The sequence below is a fragment of the Microbispora cellulosiformans genome, assembly GCF_008728085.1.
Lineage (GTDB): Bacteria > Actinomycetota > Actinomycetes > Streptosporangiales > Streptosporangiaceae > Microbispora > Microbispora amethystogenes.
Map to the genome: position 1 here is coordinate 324,342 of NZ_VYTZ01000002.1, position 13,304 is coordinate 337,645.

At 73.7% G+C, this 13,304-nt stretch carries 10 protein-coding genes; 3 read left to right on the forward strand and 7 right to left on the reverse strand.

Annotated features, from left to right (window positions below; genetic code table 11):
* Positions 1-4 precede the first annotated feature (4 nt).
* From F5972_RS05575 to F5972_RS05585, 3 genes are read right to left on the reverse strand one after another with little or no spacing between them, the layout of a single operon-like run.
* Positions 5-1,630, reverse strand: coding sequence for a bifunctional 3'-5' exonuclease/DNA polymerase (locus F5972_RS05575; RefSeq protein ID WP_150931747.1), 1,626 nt, complete (start codon positions 1,628-1,630; stop codon positions 5-7).
* A 34-nt stretch (positions 1,631-1,664) separates the two neighbouring features.
* A complete protein-coding gene (locus tag F5972_RS05580; RefSeq protein WP_150931749.1) occupies positions 1,665-3,164 on the reverse strand; it encodes a metallophosphoesterase family protein in 1,500 nt (499 codons plus the stop codon).
* Between the two features lie 27 nt (positions 3,165-3,191).
* The gene (locus F5972_RS05585; RefSeq protein ID WP_404803035.1) at positions 3,192-4,838 is read right to left on the reverse strand and encodes an FAD-binding oxidoreductase; all 1,647 of its coding nucleotides are present in this window, start codon (positions 4,836-4,838) and stop codon (positions 3,192-3,194) included.
* 57 nt (positions 4,839-4,895) lie between these two features.
* Here F5972_RS05585 and F5972_RS05590 point away from each other — a divergent pair, with 57 nt between their 5' ends.
* From F5972_RS05590 to F5972_RS05600, 3 genes are all read left to right on the forward strand, one after another.
* Positions 4,896-6,395, forward strand: coding sequence for a glycerol-3-phosphate dehydrogenase/oxidase (locus F5972_RS05590; protein ID WP_150931751.1), 1,500 nt, complete (start codon positions 4,896-4,898; stop codon positions 6,393-6,395).
* A gap of 109 nt (positions 6,396-6,504) precedes the next feature.
* Positions 6,505-7,410 (forward strand): sucrase ferredoxin, encoded by a 906-nt coding sequence (locus F5972_RS05595; protein WP_150931753.1) that lies wholly within the window; start codon positions 6,505-6,507, stop codon positions 7,408-7,410.
* Positions 7,411-7,525: 115 nt separating this feature from the next.
* Positions 7,526-7,840 (forward strand): WhiB family transcriptional regulator, encoded by a 315-nt coding sequence (locus tag F5972_RS05600; RefSeq protein ID WP_076434697.1) that lies wholly within the window; start codon positions 7,526-7,528, stop codon positions 7,838-7,840.
* A 160-nt stretch (positions 7,841-8,000) separates the two neighbouring features.
* Here F5972_RS05600 and rsgA read toward each other — a convergent pair whose 3' ends face one another.
* The 4 genes from rsgA to F5972_RS05620 all read right to left on the reverse strand — a co-directional run bounded on the left by rsgA (position 8,001) and on the right by F5972_RS05620 (position 13,229).
* Positions 8,001-9,113 carry a ribosome small subunit-dependent GTPase A gene (rsgA, locus tag F5972_RS05605; protein WP_150931755.1) on the reverse strand — a complete coding sequence of 371 codons (1,113 nt, stop codon included), beginning with the start codon at positions 9,111-9,113 and terminating at the stop codon, positions 8,001-8,003.
* A 253-nt stretch (positions 9,114-9,366) separates the two neighbouring features.
* The gene (glyA, locus tag F5972_RS05610) at positions 9,367-10,644 is read right to left on the reverse strand and encodes a serine hydroxymethyltransferase (RefSeq protein ID WP_425563119.1); all 1,278 of its coding nucleotides are present in this window, start codon (positions 10,642-10,644) and stop codon (positions 9,367-9,369) included.
* 136 nt (positions 10,645-10,780) lie between these two features.
* Positions 10,781-12,226 carry a serine/threonine-protein kinase gene (locus F5972_RS05615; protein WP_150931760.1) on the reverse strand — a complete coding sequence of 482 codons (1,446 nt, stop codon included), beginning with the start codon at positions 12,224-12,226 and terminating at the stop codon, positions 10,781-10,783.
* Positions 12,227-12,260: 34 nt separating this feature from the next.
* A complete protein-coding gene (locus tag F5972_RS05620) occupies positions 12,261-13,229 on the reverse strand; it encodes a YihY/virulence factor BrkB family protein (protein ID WP_191909962.1) in 969 nt (322 codons plus the stop codon).
* Between the last annotated feature and the right edge of the window lie 75 nt (positions 13,230-13,304).

The following is a 13,304-nucleotide window of genomic DNA, read 5'->3' on the forward strand; positions in this document are numbered from 1 at the left end:
TCCGTCACTTGGCGTCGGCGTAGCAGGCGACCGCCGCCGCCTCCATCGGGAAGCGGACCGGGGTGTCGCCGAACAGCAGGCGGGTCGCCTCGTCCGCCGCCCGGCCGACGGCCGCGCGGACCTCGGCGGCCAGGCCGAGCGGGCAGTGCACCATCACCTCGTCGTGCTGGAAGAACACCAGCCGCGCCGGGTCCGGAAGCAGCCCGCGCAGCACCGCGAGGAGCGTCAGCGCCCACTCGGCCGCCGTCGCCTGCACGACGAAGTTGCGGGTGAACCTCCCCCGGTCCCGGGCCGCCCGCGCGCCCTCCGGCCCGGCCACCAGGCGGCGCCACCGCTCCGACGGCGGCGGGCAGGTGCGGCCGAGCCACGACCGGACGATCCGCCCCTCCTCCCCCGCGCGGGCGGCGTCCTCCACGAACGCGTACGCCTTCGGGAAGCGCCGCCGCATGACGGGCAGCAGCTTGGAGGCGTCGCCGCTGGTCCCGCCGTACATCGCGGACAGCATGGCCACCTTGGCCGAGTCACGGGCGCCACCGAAGGCCCCGGCCAGCGCGGCGTACAGGTCGATCTCCCCGGCCGCCCGCGCGAGCCCCCGGTCGCCGGACAGCGCCGCCAGCACCCGGGGTTCGAGTTGCGCGGCGTCGGCGACCACGAGCGTCCAGCCGTCGTCGGCCACCACGACCCGGCGCATCACCTTGGGGATCTGCAGCGCGCCCCCGCCGCTCGTGGCCCAGCGACCGCTCACCACCCCGCCCACGACGTATTCGGGGCGCAGGCGGCCGCCGCCGACCCACTGCGCGGCCCAGGCCCAGCCGTGCGCGCTGTGCAGGCGGGCCAGCTCCTTGTACGCGAGCAGCGGCGCGACGGCCGGGTGATCGACCGCCTTGAGCACGTGCGACCGGGTCGACGGGACCTCGATCCCCGCCGCCTTGAACGCCCGGACGATCTGCTGCGGCGAGTCGGGGTTCACCGGCTGCCCGAAGGCGGCCGCCACCTCGTCGGCCAGCGCCTGGAGCTTCGCGGGCCGCATGCCGTGGGCGGGGCGCGGCCCGAGCAGGCCGGTCAGCAGCTCGTCGTGGACGTCCTCGCGCCACGGCATGCCGTCGTGCCGCATCTCGGCCGCGACCAGCGCACCGGCCGACTCGGCGGCGACGAGCAGGCGGAACCGCCCGGGATCGGACGTGCGGGCGACACGTCGCAGTTGGTCCTCGAACACCTCGGCGACCATGGCGGCCTCCGACGCGGGGTCCTCGGCCGGCGCGGGCTCGAACAGGCTCGCCTGCGTGCCGCCCGGCTGGTGGCCCTCCGCGGCCTCGTGCGGGTCCTCGGGCACCGGAAGGCCGTGCAGGCGCGCGTGGGCCGCCCGCGCCTGCCGGGGCTCCCCATAGCGGGCGTCGGCCCCCAGCAGCAGCCCCTCGGTCAGCGCGACGTCGTGACACCGCGACAGCCGTACGCCGGCCGTCAGGAGGGCCGGGTAGACGCGACGCGCGTCGGCCCAGACCCAGCGGGGCCGCTCGGCGGCCTCCAGCGACCGGACGGCCGCGGCGAGGTCGGGCACCCGGGCCGCGGTCCCGCCGAGCGGCCGGATCGTCCCGCCCCCCTCGGCGCCGGCCGCGACCACGACGTGCATCCCCCCAGCGTGCCAGCCCGCACCGACAATCCCGTCAGAGGGGGATCTCCACCTCGTCCTCCAGTGGGGGCTCCTGCTCCTGGGGGAGGCAGCCGGTGGCGGCGAAGCAGCGCAGCCGCAGCGTGTCGCCGGTCACCGACATGTGCAGGAAGCTCTTGAAGAAGGGCGGGGTGTCCCAGTCGGACAGCTCCGAGATGTACCGGTGGAAGACCCGCCCGACCGGCAGGCGGAACGGCATCGGCCAGCCGCCGAGGAGCCGGGCCGCCCACTTCACCCGCGCGCCGATCGGCGCCCCGGGCGTGGGCCGGGGCGGGAGGTTCCCGATCTGACGGGACATCAGGGCGAGGCCCTCCTCCGGGGTGACGTAGAGCCCGCGCAGCCGCAGCCGCCTGCTGTAGAGGAGGCTGTAGAACGACAGCGAGTCGCCGCGCAGCGGATAGCACCTGAAGTCGTCCTCGTGGACCCCGGCCACGTCCACCCGGGGGATGGTGTGCGTGGCGTGCATGAACGCCCCGCCGCCCCCGGAGACCACGTACTGGATGAGCCGGCCGTCCACCCGTACGGGATAGCGCTGGTAGTTGTGGACGTCGCCGCCGACGGCGGCCACGTAGTTGTTCGCCAGGTCGCGGACGACGTCGTCCACCGTGCCGCCGCCCTCGATCGCGCACGGGTGGTAGGCGTTGTTGACGTAGATCGGCTTGCCGGTGATCAGGACCTTGGGCCGGGGGTCGGCGGAGACCCGGCGCAGCCACTCGCCCTGCTCTCGGTCGAGGGTGCCCTTGATCCCGGTGTCGATGCCGACCAGCAGCAGGCGGCCGGTGTCGATCACCCAGTACGGCCCGGGCAGGGCCGGGCCGGGGTCCGGGCGCATCTTCCTCGCCTCGGCCAGGGCGTCCTCGTCGATCGTCTCCGGCTTCTTCCACAGCAGCCCGCGCAGCCCGCCGGGCGACAGGCGGAAGCCGCGCCGTTCGGCGGACAGGGGACGGGCGTCGCAGAAGACCCGCATGAAGCCGCCGAGCCCGTCATACCAGTCGTGGTTGCCGGGGATCGCGAAGATCGGGGCCGGATAGTCCTTGTAGGGCCGGAAGAACTTGTCGCAGTACTCGTTGCCCGAGCCGGTCGGGTAGATCACGTCGCTGGCGACGACGGCGAACGACGTGCCCTCGCCGAGCCTGAGCAGCCCGGGCACCACCGCGTACTGCGAGGCGTCGCCCTCGCCGGTGTCTCCGAGCAGCAGGAACGAGAACTCCTCCCCCAGGTCGAGCCTGACCCGGAAGTCGGGATCGGCGCCGCGGTCGCGCTGGGCCGCCACCCAGCGGCGGCGCACCCGCGGCGAGGGATCGCCGAACAGCTGGGCGATCACCTCGTTGCGCGACCGCCACAGCGTCGCCGGGCTCAGCCAGCTGAAGGAGTCCTGGTTGGGGCGCAGTGCCTGGAACGTGCCGATCTGCGAGCAGTCCCAGCCCGCTCCCGCCTCGGAAACCCGTGACGATACCTGCTTTCCCCGCGCCGCCGCCGTGCCCACATCGACCATGGGGACAATCTTGGCGTTTTCCGGGGATCAGTACATGGGGATCAGCACACCCGGGTTGAGGATCCCGGCCGGATCGAGCCGTTCCTTGATCCCGCGCAGGATCTCGCCGCCCAGGTCGCCGATCTCCGCGGCGTACGCCTCCAGGTGGTCGCGGCCGACGCCGTGGTGGTGCGAGATCGTGCCGCCCGCCCCGACGATCGCCTCGCCCGCCGCGCGCTTGGCCGCCGCCCACTGCGCCAGCGGGTCGCCGGTCTGCGCCGTCACCACCGTGAAGTAGAGCGACGCCCCGGTGGCGTACACGTGGGAGATGTGGCACATGACCAGCGGCCCGCCGCCCGACGGCGAGCGCAGCGCGCCGTGCAGGGCCAGCCGTACGGCGTCGTACAGGCGCGGCAGGTCCGCCCAGAAGCAGGCGGTCTCCAGCGTCTCCACGGTCGCCCCGGCGGCCAGCAGGGAGTCGCGCAGGTAGGGGGCCGAGAACCGGCCCTGCGCCCACTTCTCCCCCGGCTCCGGGCCGAGATGCACGCCGCCGGCCTCCAGGAGCAGCGCGGCGGCGTGTTCCCGGCGGCGGGCCACCTCGCCCGGGGCCCCCTCGAAGCCGGCCACGACCAGGCAGCCCGAGTCGCTCCCGGGCGCTCCGAGATCCGTGGGCTTCGCCAGCCCGACCATCGTCTCGGTCTCGTCGGACAGGCGCAGCACGGTGGGCAGCGCGGCGGGCGGCGCGCCCTCCTGCGCGAGCCCCCGCAGCGCGGCCGTCCCGGCCGCGAAGGTCTCGAACCGCCAGCCCTCGTACGCCCGGACGGCCGGGGCCGGGTGGACTCGCAGCCGCAGCGAGGTGATCACCCCGAAGGCGCCCTCCGAGCCCAGGAACACCTGGCGCAGGTCGGGCCCGGCGGCCGACTTGGGGGCCCGGCCGATCTCCAGCGTGCCGCGCGGCGTCGCCACGGTCATGCCCACGACCATGTCGTCGAACCTGCCGTATCCGGCCGAGGCCTGCCCGCTGGACCTGGCCGCCGCGAACCCGCCGAGGGTCGCGTACTCGTACGACTGGGGGAAGTGCCCGAGCGTCAGCCCGTGCCCGGCGAGCAGCCGCTCCGCCTGCGGCGCGCGCAGGCCCGGCTCCAGGACGGCGGTCATCGAGACGGGGTCGACGGACCGCAGGCGGTCGAGCCTGCCGAGGTCGAGGGCGACCACTCCCGTGAGACCGCCCGAGTGAAGGTGACGACGCGCGGCGGTGAGCCCGCCGACCACCGACGTGCCCCCGCCGAACGGCACCACGGCCACCCGGTGCTCCGCGCACAGGCGCAGCACCTCGGCGACCTCCTCGTGCGAGCCGGGGAGCACGACGGCGTCGGGCGCGTCGGAGGCGTCCCCCGTGCGCATCAGCAGCAGATCGGGCGTGGACTTGCCCCGGGTGTGCCGGATGCGGGCGTCGTCGTCGGCCCGCACGTGCTCCTCCCCGGTCACGGCGGCCAGCGCGGCGAGGACGGGCGGCGGCAGGGCCACCGGAGGCAGCCGCACCTCGCCGAACGTCGCGGCCGGAGTGGCCGGCGCGCGGACGCCGAGAAGCTCCGTGAGCAGGTCGCGCACCGGCGCGGGTAGCTCGGCGGCCCTGGCGGGATCACCCCAGCCCGACCAGAGCATGGGTTCGGCGGGCAGGAGAGGGGATTCCATGACCGGTGCGCCTCCAGATAGGTTACTCAAGGGTAACGCGACCATAGAGGCAGGGTCATGCGATCGTCACTGAACGCCGCCCGGCGGGCCCGGGAACTCGACGAGGCGCGCACGTCCGTCGTCGACGTGCTCGTGGTGGGCCTGGGCGTCACGGGGGCCGGGGCCGCGCTCGACGCCGCCTCACGGGGCCTCTCGGTGGCCGCCGTAGACGCCCACGACCTGGCCTTCGGCACCTCGCGATGGAGTTCCAAGCTGGTCCACGGCGGGCTGCGCTATCTCGCGAGCGGCCAGGTCGGCGTGGCCTGGGAGAGCGCCGTGGAGCGGGGCGCCCTGCTCCGCCACACCGCCCCCCACCTCGTGGCCGCGCACCCGTACCTGCTGCCGCTGACGTCCGACGTCGGCCCGGGCGAGGCCGCGACGGTGATGGCCGGTTATCGGCTGGGCGACGCGCTGCGGGCCGCCGCGGGCACGCCGAGGAGCCTGCTGCCCGGGCCGTCCCGCCTGACCGCCGCGCGGGCGCTCGCCCTCGCCCCCTCCCTGCGCCCGCACGGCCTGCGCGGCGCGCTCCTGTCCTGGGACGGCCGAGTGGTGGACGACGCCCGCCTGGTGGTCGCGATCGCCCGTACGGCCGCCGCCCACGGCGCGCGGGTGCTCACCCGGTGCCGGGTCCTCGCGCTCGCCGGGGACGGCGCCCGGGTGCGCGACGAACTGACCGGCGCGGAGTTCGACATCCGGGCGCGGGCGGTGGTCAACGCGACCGGCGTGTGGGCCGGCGGGCTGGTGCCCTCGGTGACGCTGCGTCCGTCGCGGGGCACCCATCTCGTGCTGCGGCCGGGAGCCCTGGGCGCGCTGCGCGCGGGGCTGCACGTGCCGATCCCGGGTGAGCGCGCCCGCTTCGCGCTGGTGCTCCCCCAGGCCGACGGGCGGGTCTACGTGGGGCTGACGGACGAACCGCTGGACGGCCCGGTGCCGGACGTCCCCGAGGCGCCCGAGAGCGACGTGGCCTTCCTGCTGGAGGTCCTCGGCGGCGTGCTGGACCGGCCGCTCGGCCGCGACCAGGTGGCGGGCGCCTTCGCCGGCCTGCGGCCGCTGGTCGACGGCCCGGGCGGGGCGGGCGGGGCCACCGCGGACCTGTCCCGCCGGCACGCCGTGCTGCGCTCGCCGGACGGCGTGGTCACGGTCGTCGGCGGCAAGCTCACCACCTACCGCCGGATGGCCGAGGACGCGGTCGGGGCCGCCTGCCCCCACGCGCCCGCGAGCCGTACGGCGCGGCTTCCCCTGGCCGGGGCCGGACCGGTGCGGCCCGGCCTCCCCCGGAGGCTGGTCCTGCGGTACGGCGCGGAGGCCGGGGCGGTGCTGGACCTGACGCGGCGCGACCCGGCGCTGGCCGAGCCGGTGGCGGCGGGGATCACGCTGGCCGACCTGGTCTGGGCGGCCCGCCACGAGGGCGCGCTCGACGCCGGCGACCTGCTGGACCGGCGGACCAGGATCGGCCTCGTGCCGGAGGACCGGGCGGCCGCCCTGCCCGCCGCCGAGGCCGCCCTCCGGTGCGCCTGACCCGCCGCGAGAGTGTTTGGTCCTGATTCGTCGGGGAAGTCACCCGACTCTTGACCTCATTGGATAAGGTTAGTCTTACCTAAGAAACGTACGGGAGGGACGGGACCTGATGGCCAACGGGTGCGAGCACCCCGCCGCCTGCCACACGGGGGAGGCTCCCGTCCTGGCGAGTGCGACCAAGAAGGGCCGGTTCTGGCTGCTCATCGAGCACGCGGGGCCCTGGGCCGCGGAGATCGAGGAGTCCCGGCTGCCGGACGACGTCCGCACGCTGGTCGCCCGCGCGCGGAAACTCGGGATCCGGCCGCAGCTTATCCGCCGCCCCGGCCGCCGGGAGGCCCGGAGCGGCCCGTTGCACGTCTACCTGGCCGCCGCCGCGGTGGACGACCCGTGGCTCGCGGAGGCGTTCCCGGAGAGTCCGGACGATCTTGACCTGCGGTCTCTCGTGCACGGAGTGGTTCCGGAGTCCTGCATACTGGTGAACGAGCCGATGTTCCTGGTCTGCACCCACGGCAGGCACAACGCCTGCTGTGCTCGGCTCGGACTGCCGCTGGCCCGGTTCCTGAGCGAGAACCTGCCCGGCGAAGTGTGGGAAACCACACATGTTGGCGGCGATCGATACGCCGCCAACCTCGTATGCTTGCCACACGGGCTCTACTACGGCAGCATGTCTCAGGCTGCTGCGATCGCGGCGGCAAACGCGTACCGGCACGGCGAGGTCGTCCTCGACCGTTTCCGGGGACGCGCGGGTATCCCTGAGCCACTGCAGGCCGCCGAGCACTTCGTCCGGGCGCATACGGGCGAGATCTCGGTCGGCGGGGTGGCCGTGGAATCCTCCCGGTCGGTCGGCGACTCCACCGTCTGCGTCGTGCGGTGCACGACGGGGCGTGGGACGTCGCGTTTCCGGGTCGTGGTCGAACCCACGGTGTTCTCGGCGCCGTGCGGGATGACCTGCGCCGACGGAATCCCGACCTACAGGTTGGCCGAACTGAGTCCGCTCACGCCGGTTTCGACCTGAGGGCTTCGCGAGAAGCCGGGAACACCACGGCTCATCCCGGCGTTGGCACAAGGGACGCCACAAGCGTCCAAAGCGGCACAAACACTGAAATACCTCTCACCAAAGGTGGTTTCTCATGTCTCAGGTACGTCGGCAGCTCGCCCGCCCGCGCCCCAGCTGGGGTTGGCAGGATGATGCCGCGTGCCGGGGAGAGGACCTGGTGCTGTTCTTCGGTCCTGACGGCGAGCGTCAGCCCGAGCGCGACATCCGGGAGCGCAAGGCCAAGGCCATCTGTGCTCAGTGTCCTGTGCGCGCGGAGTGCCTCGACTACGCGCTCTCGCGGCCCGAGAAGTACGGCACCTGGGGCGGTCTCAACGAGGACGAGCGCGCTTCCGAGCGTCGCCGCCGTATGCGCCGCGCCGCCAGCGCCGGCATCAGCGCCGTCGCCTGAGCGAATTTCCCCTTCCCCGACACGCGTCACCAAGGTTTCACCGCAGTTTCACCACAGCGTCATCAGAGTGTCACCACAGGGCGTTCCACGTCCCGCTCCTGTCCCCCGGACAGACGGCAGACGTGAAACGCCCTTTTGGTGCCTGTAATCCCGCCGGCCGCTACGGGCGGCCCATCCCCCGCATCTGCCGGTGGATCGCCTTCCACTTCCGGGTCTCCTCCGCGCGCAGCCGCGCGTCGGTGCGGCGGGCCATCCAGGCCGCCTCCCGCTGGAGCCGGCGCCAGCTCTCCAGCCGCCGCTCGGGCAGCTCGCCCGACTCCACCGCCGCGAGCACGGCGCAGCCCGGCTCCTGGCCGTGCCCGCAGTCGGAGAACCGGCAGCCGCCGGCCAGTTCGTCGATCTCGGCGAAGACCAGGTCCACGCCCTCGCTCGTCTCGTACAGTCCCACCCGGCGGATGCCGGGGGTGTCGATGACGAGCCCGCCGCCGGGCAGCGGGATGAGCTGCCGGTGGACGGTCGTGTGCCGGCCCCGCCCGTCGGCGGCCCTGACCCGCTGGGTCTCCATCACCTCCGCGCCCGCGAGGGCGTTGACGAGCGTGGACTTGCCCGCGCCCGAGGGACCCAGGATCACCGCGGTGCCGGACGCGCCGAGATGGGACCGCACCAGGTCCACGCCGTCGCCGGTGAGCGAGCAGACCGGGTGGACCTCCACCCCGGGCACCGCCGCCTCGACGTCGGCGAGCAGGTCGCCGAGCACCCGGTTCTGCAGGTCGGCGAACAGGTCGGCCTTGGTGACGAGCACGACCGGCCGGGCGCCGCTCTCCCAGGCCAGCGCCACGAGGCGCTCGATCCTGCCGAGATCGGCGAAGTCGTCGGCGTGCATGGACGGCTCGGCCACGAAGACCACGTCGACGTTCGCGGCCAGCACCTGCCCCTGGCCGTCGCCGGACAGGCCGCCGCGCGAGTCACGGCTCACGCCGCCCCGGACGAAGGCCGTACGGCGGGGCAGCACCTCCGCCAGTTCGTGACGGCCCTCGTCGAGGAGGGTGAGCGCGACCCAGTCCCCCACGCACGGGAGCGCGAGCGGGTCGGCCGCCGCGGCCCTGCGCAGGCGGGCGGACAGGCGCGCGTGATGGGTCCCGCCGGCGGCGACGACCTCGGCGGCGCCGCGGTCGACCCGCGCCACCCGGCCGGGCACGGCCCCGCCGGGCAGGTCGGGAAGCGACTCGGCGAGATCGTCGTGCCAGCCGAGAAGCGAAAGATCGTACGACATTGCTGTGGACACCCTTCGGGAAACCGGGTGTCCCAGCGAAAAGGGTTATGCGGGCACCCGGGAGATGACGGACGGCATGGTCGTCAGAAAGACCCGCATAGTCCTCACCTCCCAGGTGTGCGGCCGCCGGAGGCGGCCACCCTCATGACGCACGAGCGGCGTCGGATGCGGGAACGTTAGCAGCACCGCCACCGTCTCCCGCAACCCGTTTTTCCCCGTGGCCGGAAAAGGCTGTGGCCGGGAAAGGTGGTGGTCAGGAAAGGCCGGGAGCCGGGAACCGGCCCGTCAGCTCGGTGACCTCGCCGTGCACCCGCGCGATGACGTCCTCCGCGTCGCCCTTGGCCACGGCGGTGACGACCTCGTCCATCCACGCGGCGATCTGCCGCATCTCGGCCTCGCCCATCCCGCGCGACGTGACCGACGGGGTGCCGATCCGGATGCCCGACGGGTCGAACGGCTTGCGCGGGTCGAACGGCACGGTGTTGTAGTTGGTCTCCAGGCCCGCCCGGTCGAGCGCCTGCGCCGCCGGCTTGCCCCCGACGCCCTTGGACGTGAGGTCCATCAGGATCAGGTGGTTGTCGGTGCCGCCGGAGACGAGGTCGAAGCCGCGGTTGAGGAGTTCGTCGGCGAGCGCCTGGGCGTTCTTCACGATCTGCGCGGCGTACGCCTTGAACTCCGGCCGGGCGGCCTCGTGCAGGGCGACGGCGATGGCCGCGGTCGTGTGGTTGTGCGGGCCGCCCTGGAGGCCGGGGAAGACGGCCTTGTTGAGCGCGGTGGCGACCTCGTCGGAGTTCGCCATGAGCATCGCGCCGCGCGGGCCGCGCAGGGTCTTGTGGGTGGTCGTGGAGATCACGTCCGCGTGCCCGACCGGCGAGGGGTGGGCGCCGCCCGCGACGAGACCCGCGATGTGGGCGATGTCGGCCGCCAGCACGGCGCCGACCTCCCTGGCGATCTCGGCGAAGGCCGGGAAGTCGATCGTGCGCGGGATCGCGGTGCCGCCGCAGAAGATCAGCTTGGGCCGGTGCTCCAGCGCCAGGGCGCGCACCTCGTCCATGTCGATCCGGCCCGTGTCGCGGCGCACGCCGTACTTCACGGAGTTGAACCACTTGCCGGTGGCCGACACCGACCAGCCGTGGGTGAGGTGACCGCCGAACGGCAGGCCCATGCCGAGCACGGTGTCGCCCGGGTTCAGGAACGCGAGGTAGACGGCGAGGTTCGCGGGCGAGCCCGAGTACGGCTGGACGTTGGCGTGGTTCACGCCGAAGACCGACTTCGCCCGCTCGACGGCCAGCGTCTCGATCTTGTCGATGACCTGCTGGCCCTCGTAGTAGCGCTTGCCCGGGTAGCCCTCGGAGTACTTGTTGGTGAGAACGGTCCCGGTCGCCTCCAGGACGGCCCTGGACACGTAGTTCTCGGACGCGATCAGCTTGACGGTGTCGGCCTGCCGCCGTTCCTCCGCCCTGATCAGTTCGGCGATCTCGGGATCGACGACGTTCAGCGAGTGCTCAGCCATGGCGCCTTCCTTCTCCACGTCGACAGCGGCGGCGACCCAGGCGCACGGCCTCCGCTGATTCGCTCCCCGGTGGTGCCCCACCTAGCGACGCTCCCTGCCGGGCACGTCAGCGCCAGTCGCGACCCTCCCCACTTTATCGGGACGCGGCGGTGCCTCACTCCGTCGCGATCGGCACGTCGGAAAACAGGCCGAACCCAGGGACGTCGACGCCGATCTGCTCCAGGCCCTCCGGCACGCCCGTGTACGTCGCGTAGAGAGGAAGCACGTCCCCCTCGCCGAGCCACTGCGCCGGAACGGTGCTGCACAGGCAGCCGCCGTCCTTCTGCGCGGGCGCGAACTTGGCGCCGCCGGGCGGATCGACGAGGGCGGCGCCCGACAGCTGGTCGCCGAACAGGTCCCTCGGCCACCACCGGCTTCCCTTGCCGGTCACGGTGACCGTCAGCTGCACGCTCACCGACGTCCCGCGCCGCCGTACGGCGTCGACGGTCGCGTGCAGCGAAGACCCGCTGATCTTGGCGTCCCGGGCCCCCAGCGGGCCCTTGGGCTCCGTCTCCCCGCCGCCGAAGGGATGCAGCACCACGAGCAGGACCGCCGCGATGACGGCGAGCGCCCCGCCGGCCGCCGCGACCGGCGCCCAGCGCCGGGTGCCGGACGGGTCCGCCGCGCCGGCGCGGCGATCCGCGCTGCGGTCCGGACGACGGGCCGAGCGGCGGGTCGTCCGGGCGGGGGCCTCGGAGGTCGCCCAGATGTCGCTCACGATCCGGGTCGCCGCCTCGACCGCCACCTCCTCCCGGCCCAGCAGCCGCTCCAGGAGCCGCTGCGCCGTCGGCCGCCGCGCCGGGTCCTTGTCCAGGGCCCGCTCGACCAGGGGCCGCAGGCGCTCGTCCAGGCCCGCGAGGTTCGGCACGTGGTGCGCGACCCGGTAGAGCACCTCGGGCGCCGCGCCGCCGCCGAACGGCGGCCTGCCGGTGGCGGCGTAGGCGACCACGCAGCCCCAGGCGAAGACATCGGCCGCGGAGCTGACCGTCTCGCCGCGCGCCTGCTCCGGGGACATGTACGCGGGGGTGCCGATCACGGTCCCGGTCCGCTCGGCGAGCGTGTCGGCGAGCTGGGCGACGCCGAAGTCGATCACGCGCGGGCCGAGCGGCGACAGCAGGATGTTCGACGGCTTGAGGTCGCGGTGCACCACCCCGGCCTCGTGGACGGCCGCCAGGGCGGTGGCGACGCCGACGGCGAGGGCGTCCAGGTTCGACCCGGTGAGCGGCCCCCGGGCGTCGACCACCGCCGACAGGTCCGGCCCGTCGACGTACTCGGTGACCAGGTAGTGCCGGTCGCCGTCGAGCCCGGCGTCCAGGAGCGGCGCGGTGCAGAACCTGGCCACCCGCTTGGCGGCCTCGGCCTCCTTGCGGAACCGCGCCCGGAACTCCTCCAGGGAGGCGAGCTCCGGCCGCATCACCTTGAGCGCCACCTCGCGGCCGTCCGGGTCCCGGGCGAGGTACACGATGCCCATGCCGCCCTCTCCCAGGCGGCGTACAGGGGCGTAGGGGCCGATCGTGCGCCCGTGGGGGGTGGTGAGGTCGGGGGAAGGCTGCGCGTCCATCGGTGGCCATACTTGCACCGATTGGACGGACAGATCATGCCTTGCCGGACTTGCGGTGATGGTGCTCCTGCCGGGAGGCGCCGCCCAGCGGCCACAGCCGGTCGATCTCCGCGTTCAGGGTCGCCCCGATGAGCACGGCGAGCGCGGTGATGTAGAGCCACAGCAGCACGGCGATGGGCGCCGCGAGCGAGCCGTAGATCGACAGCGGGGTGAACCAGGCGGCCAGCACCTCGCGCAGGAACGCCGCGCACACGATCCAGATCACCAGCGCGAGCACGGCCCCCGGCGTCTCGCGCCACCAGCGCGTGCGGTGCGGCACGCTCACGTGGTAGAGCAGCGTGAGCATCAGCACCGAGCCGACGACGAGCACGGGCCAGTAGAGGACCGTCACCAGCGAGGCGTACCTGGGCAGGGCGTTGGACATCAGCGTGGGCCCGATCACCAGGATCGGCATGACGACCAGCCCCATCAGCAGCGCGGCGACATAGAGGCCGAACGACAGGACGCGGGTGCGGATGATCCCCCGGGTCTCCCCCAGTCCGTACGCGATGGATATGAGGTCGACGTACACGAACAGGGCCCGCGAGCCCGACCACAGCGACAGCAGGAACCCGACGGAGATCAGCGAGACCTGGCCGCCGCTCAGCACGTCGGACAGCAGCGGCTGCACGACCCGCTCCACCGTGTTGTGCGTGAACAGCAGCTCGGACTGGTCCACGACCCAGCGCCTGATCTCGGCGACGGCGGCCGCGCCCAGCAGCCCGCTCAGGTGGCCCATGACCCCGAGCAGCCCCAGCACGAACGGCGGCAGCGACAGCAGGGCGAAGAACGCCGCCTCGCCCGCCAGGCCGGTCACCCGGTAGTTGACGCCCGCCATCGTGGTCGCCTTGACCAGCTCCCAGATGTTCGTCTCGCGCACCCAGCTCAGGCGCGCGCGGGCGAGCGCCATGCCCTTGCGCGTGATGCGCCGCGGCCTGCGCGTCCGCGCGTCCGTGGAGGTCATGGCACCCAACCGGTCATGAGAACTGGGCTCTACCCGCCGGCGCGGCTCTTATCACGTGACCTGCGAGCGGATCGT

Coding starts and splice junctions, on each gene's coding strand:
- F5972_RS05590 (WP_150931751.1), top strand. CDS start 4,896: ATGCGATCGTCACTGAACGCCGCCCGGCGGGCCCGGGAACTCGACGAG.
- F5972_RS05575 (WP_150931747.1), bottom strand. CDS start 1,630: ATGCACGTCGTGGTCGCGGCCGGCGCCGAGGGGGGCGGGACGATCCGG.
- F5972_RS05595 (WP_150931753.1), top strand. CDS start 6,505: ATGGCCAACGGGTGCGAGCACCCCGCCGCCTGCCACACGGGGGAGGCT.
- F5972_RS05585 (WP_404803035.1), bottom strand. CDS start 4,838: ATGGAATCCCCTCTCCTGCCCGCCGAACCCATGCTCTGGTCGGGCTGG.
- F5972_RS05620 (WP_191909962.1), bottom strand. CDS start 13,229: ATGACCTCCACGGACGCGCGGACGCGCAGGCCGCGGCGCATCACGCGC.
- rsgA (WP_150931755.1), bottom strand. CDS start 9,113: ATGTCGTACGATCTTTCGCTTCTCGGCTGGCACGACGATCTCGCCGAG.
- F5972_RS05580 (WP_150931749.1), bottom strand. CDS start 3,164: ATGGTCGATGTGGGCACGGCGGCGGCGCGGGGAAAGCAGGTATCGTCA.
- F5972_RS05615 (WP_150931760.1), bottom strand. CDS start 12,226: ATGGACGCGCAGCCTTCCCCCGACCTCACCACCCCCCACGGGCGCACG.
- F5972_RS05600 (WP_076434697.1), top strand. CDS start 7,526: ATGTCTCAGGTACGTCGGCAGCTCGCCCGCCCGCGCCCCAGCTGGGGT.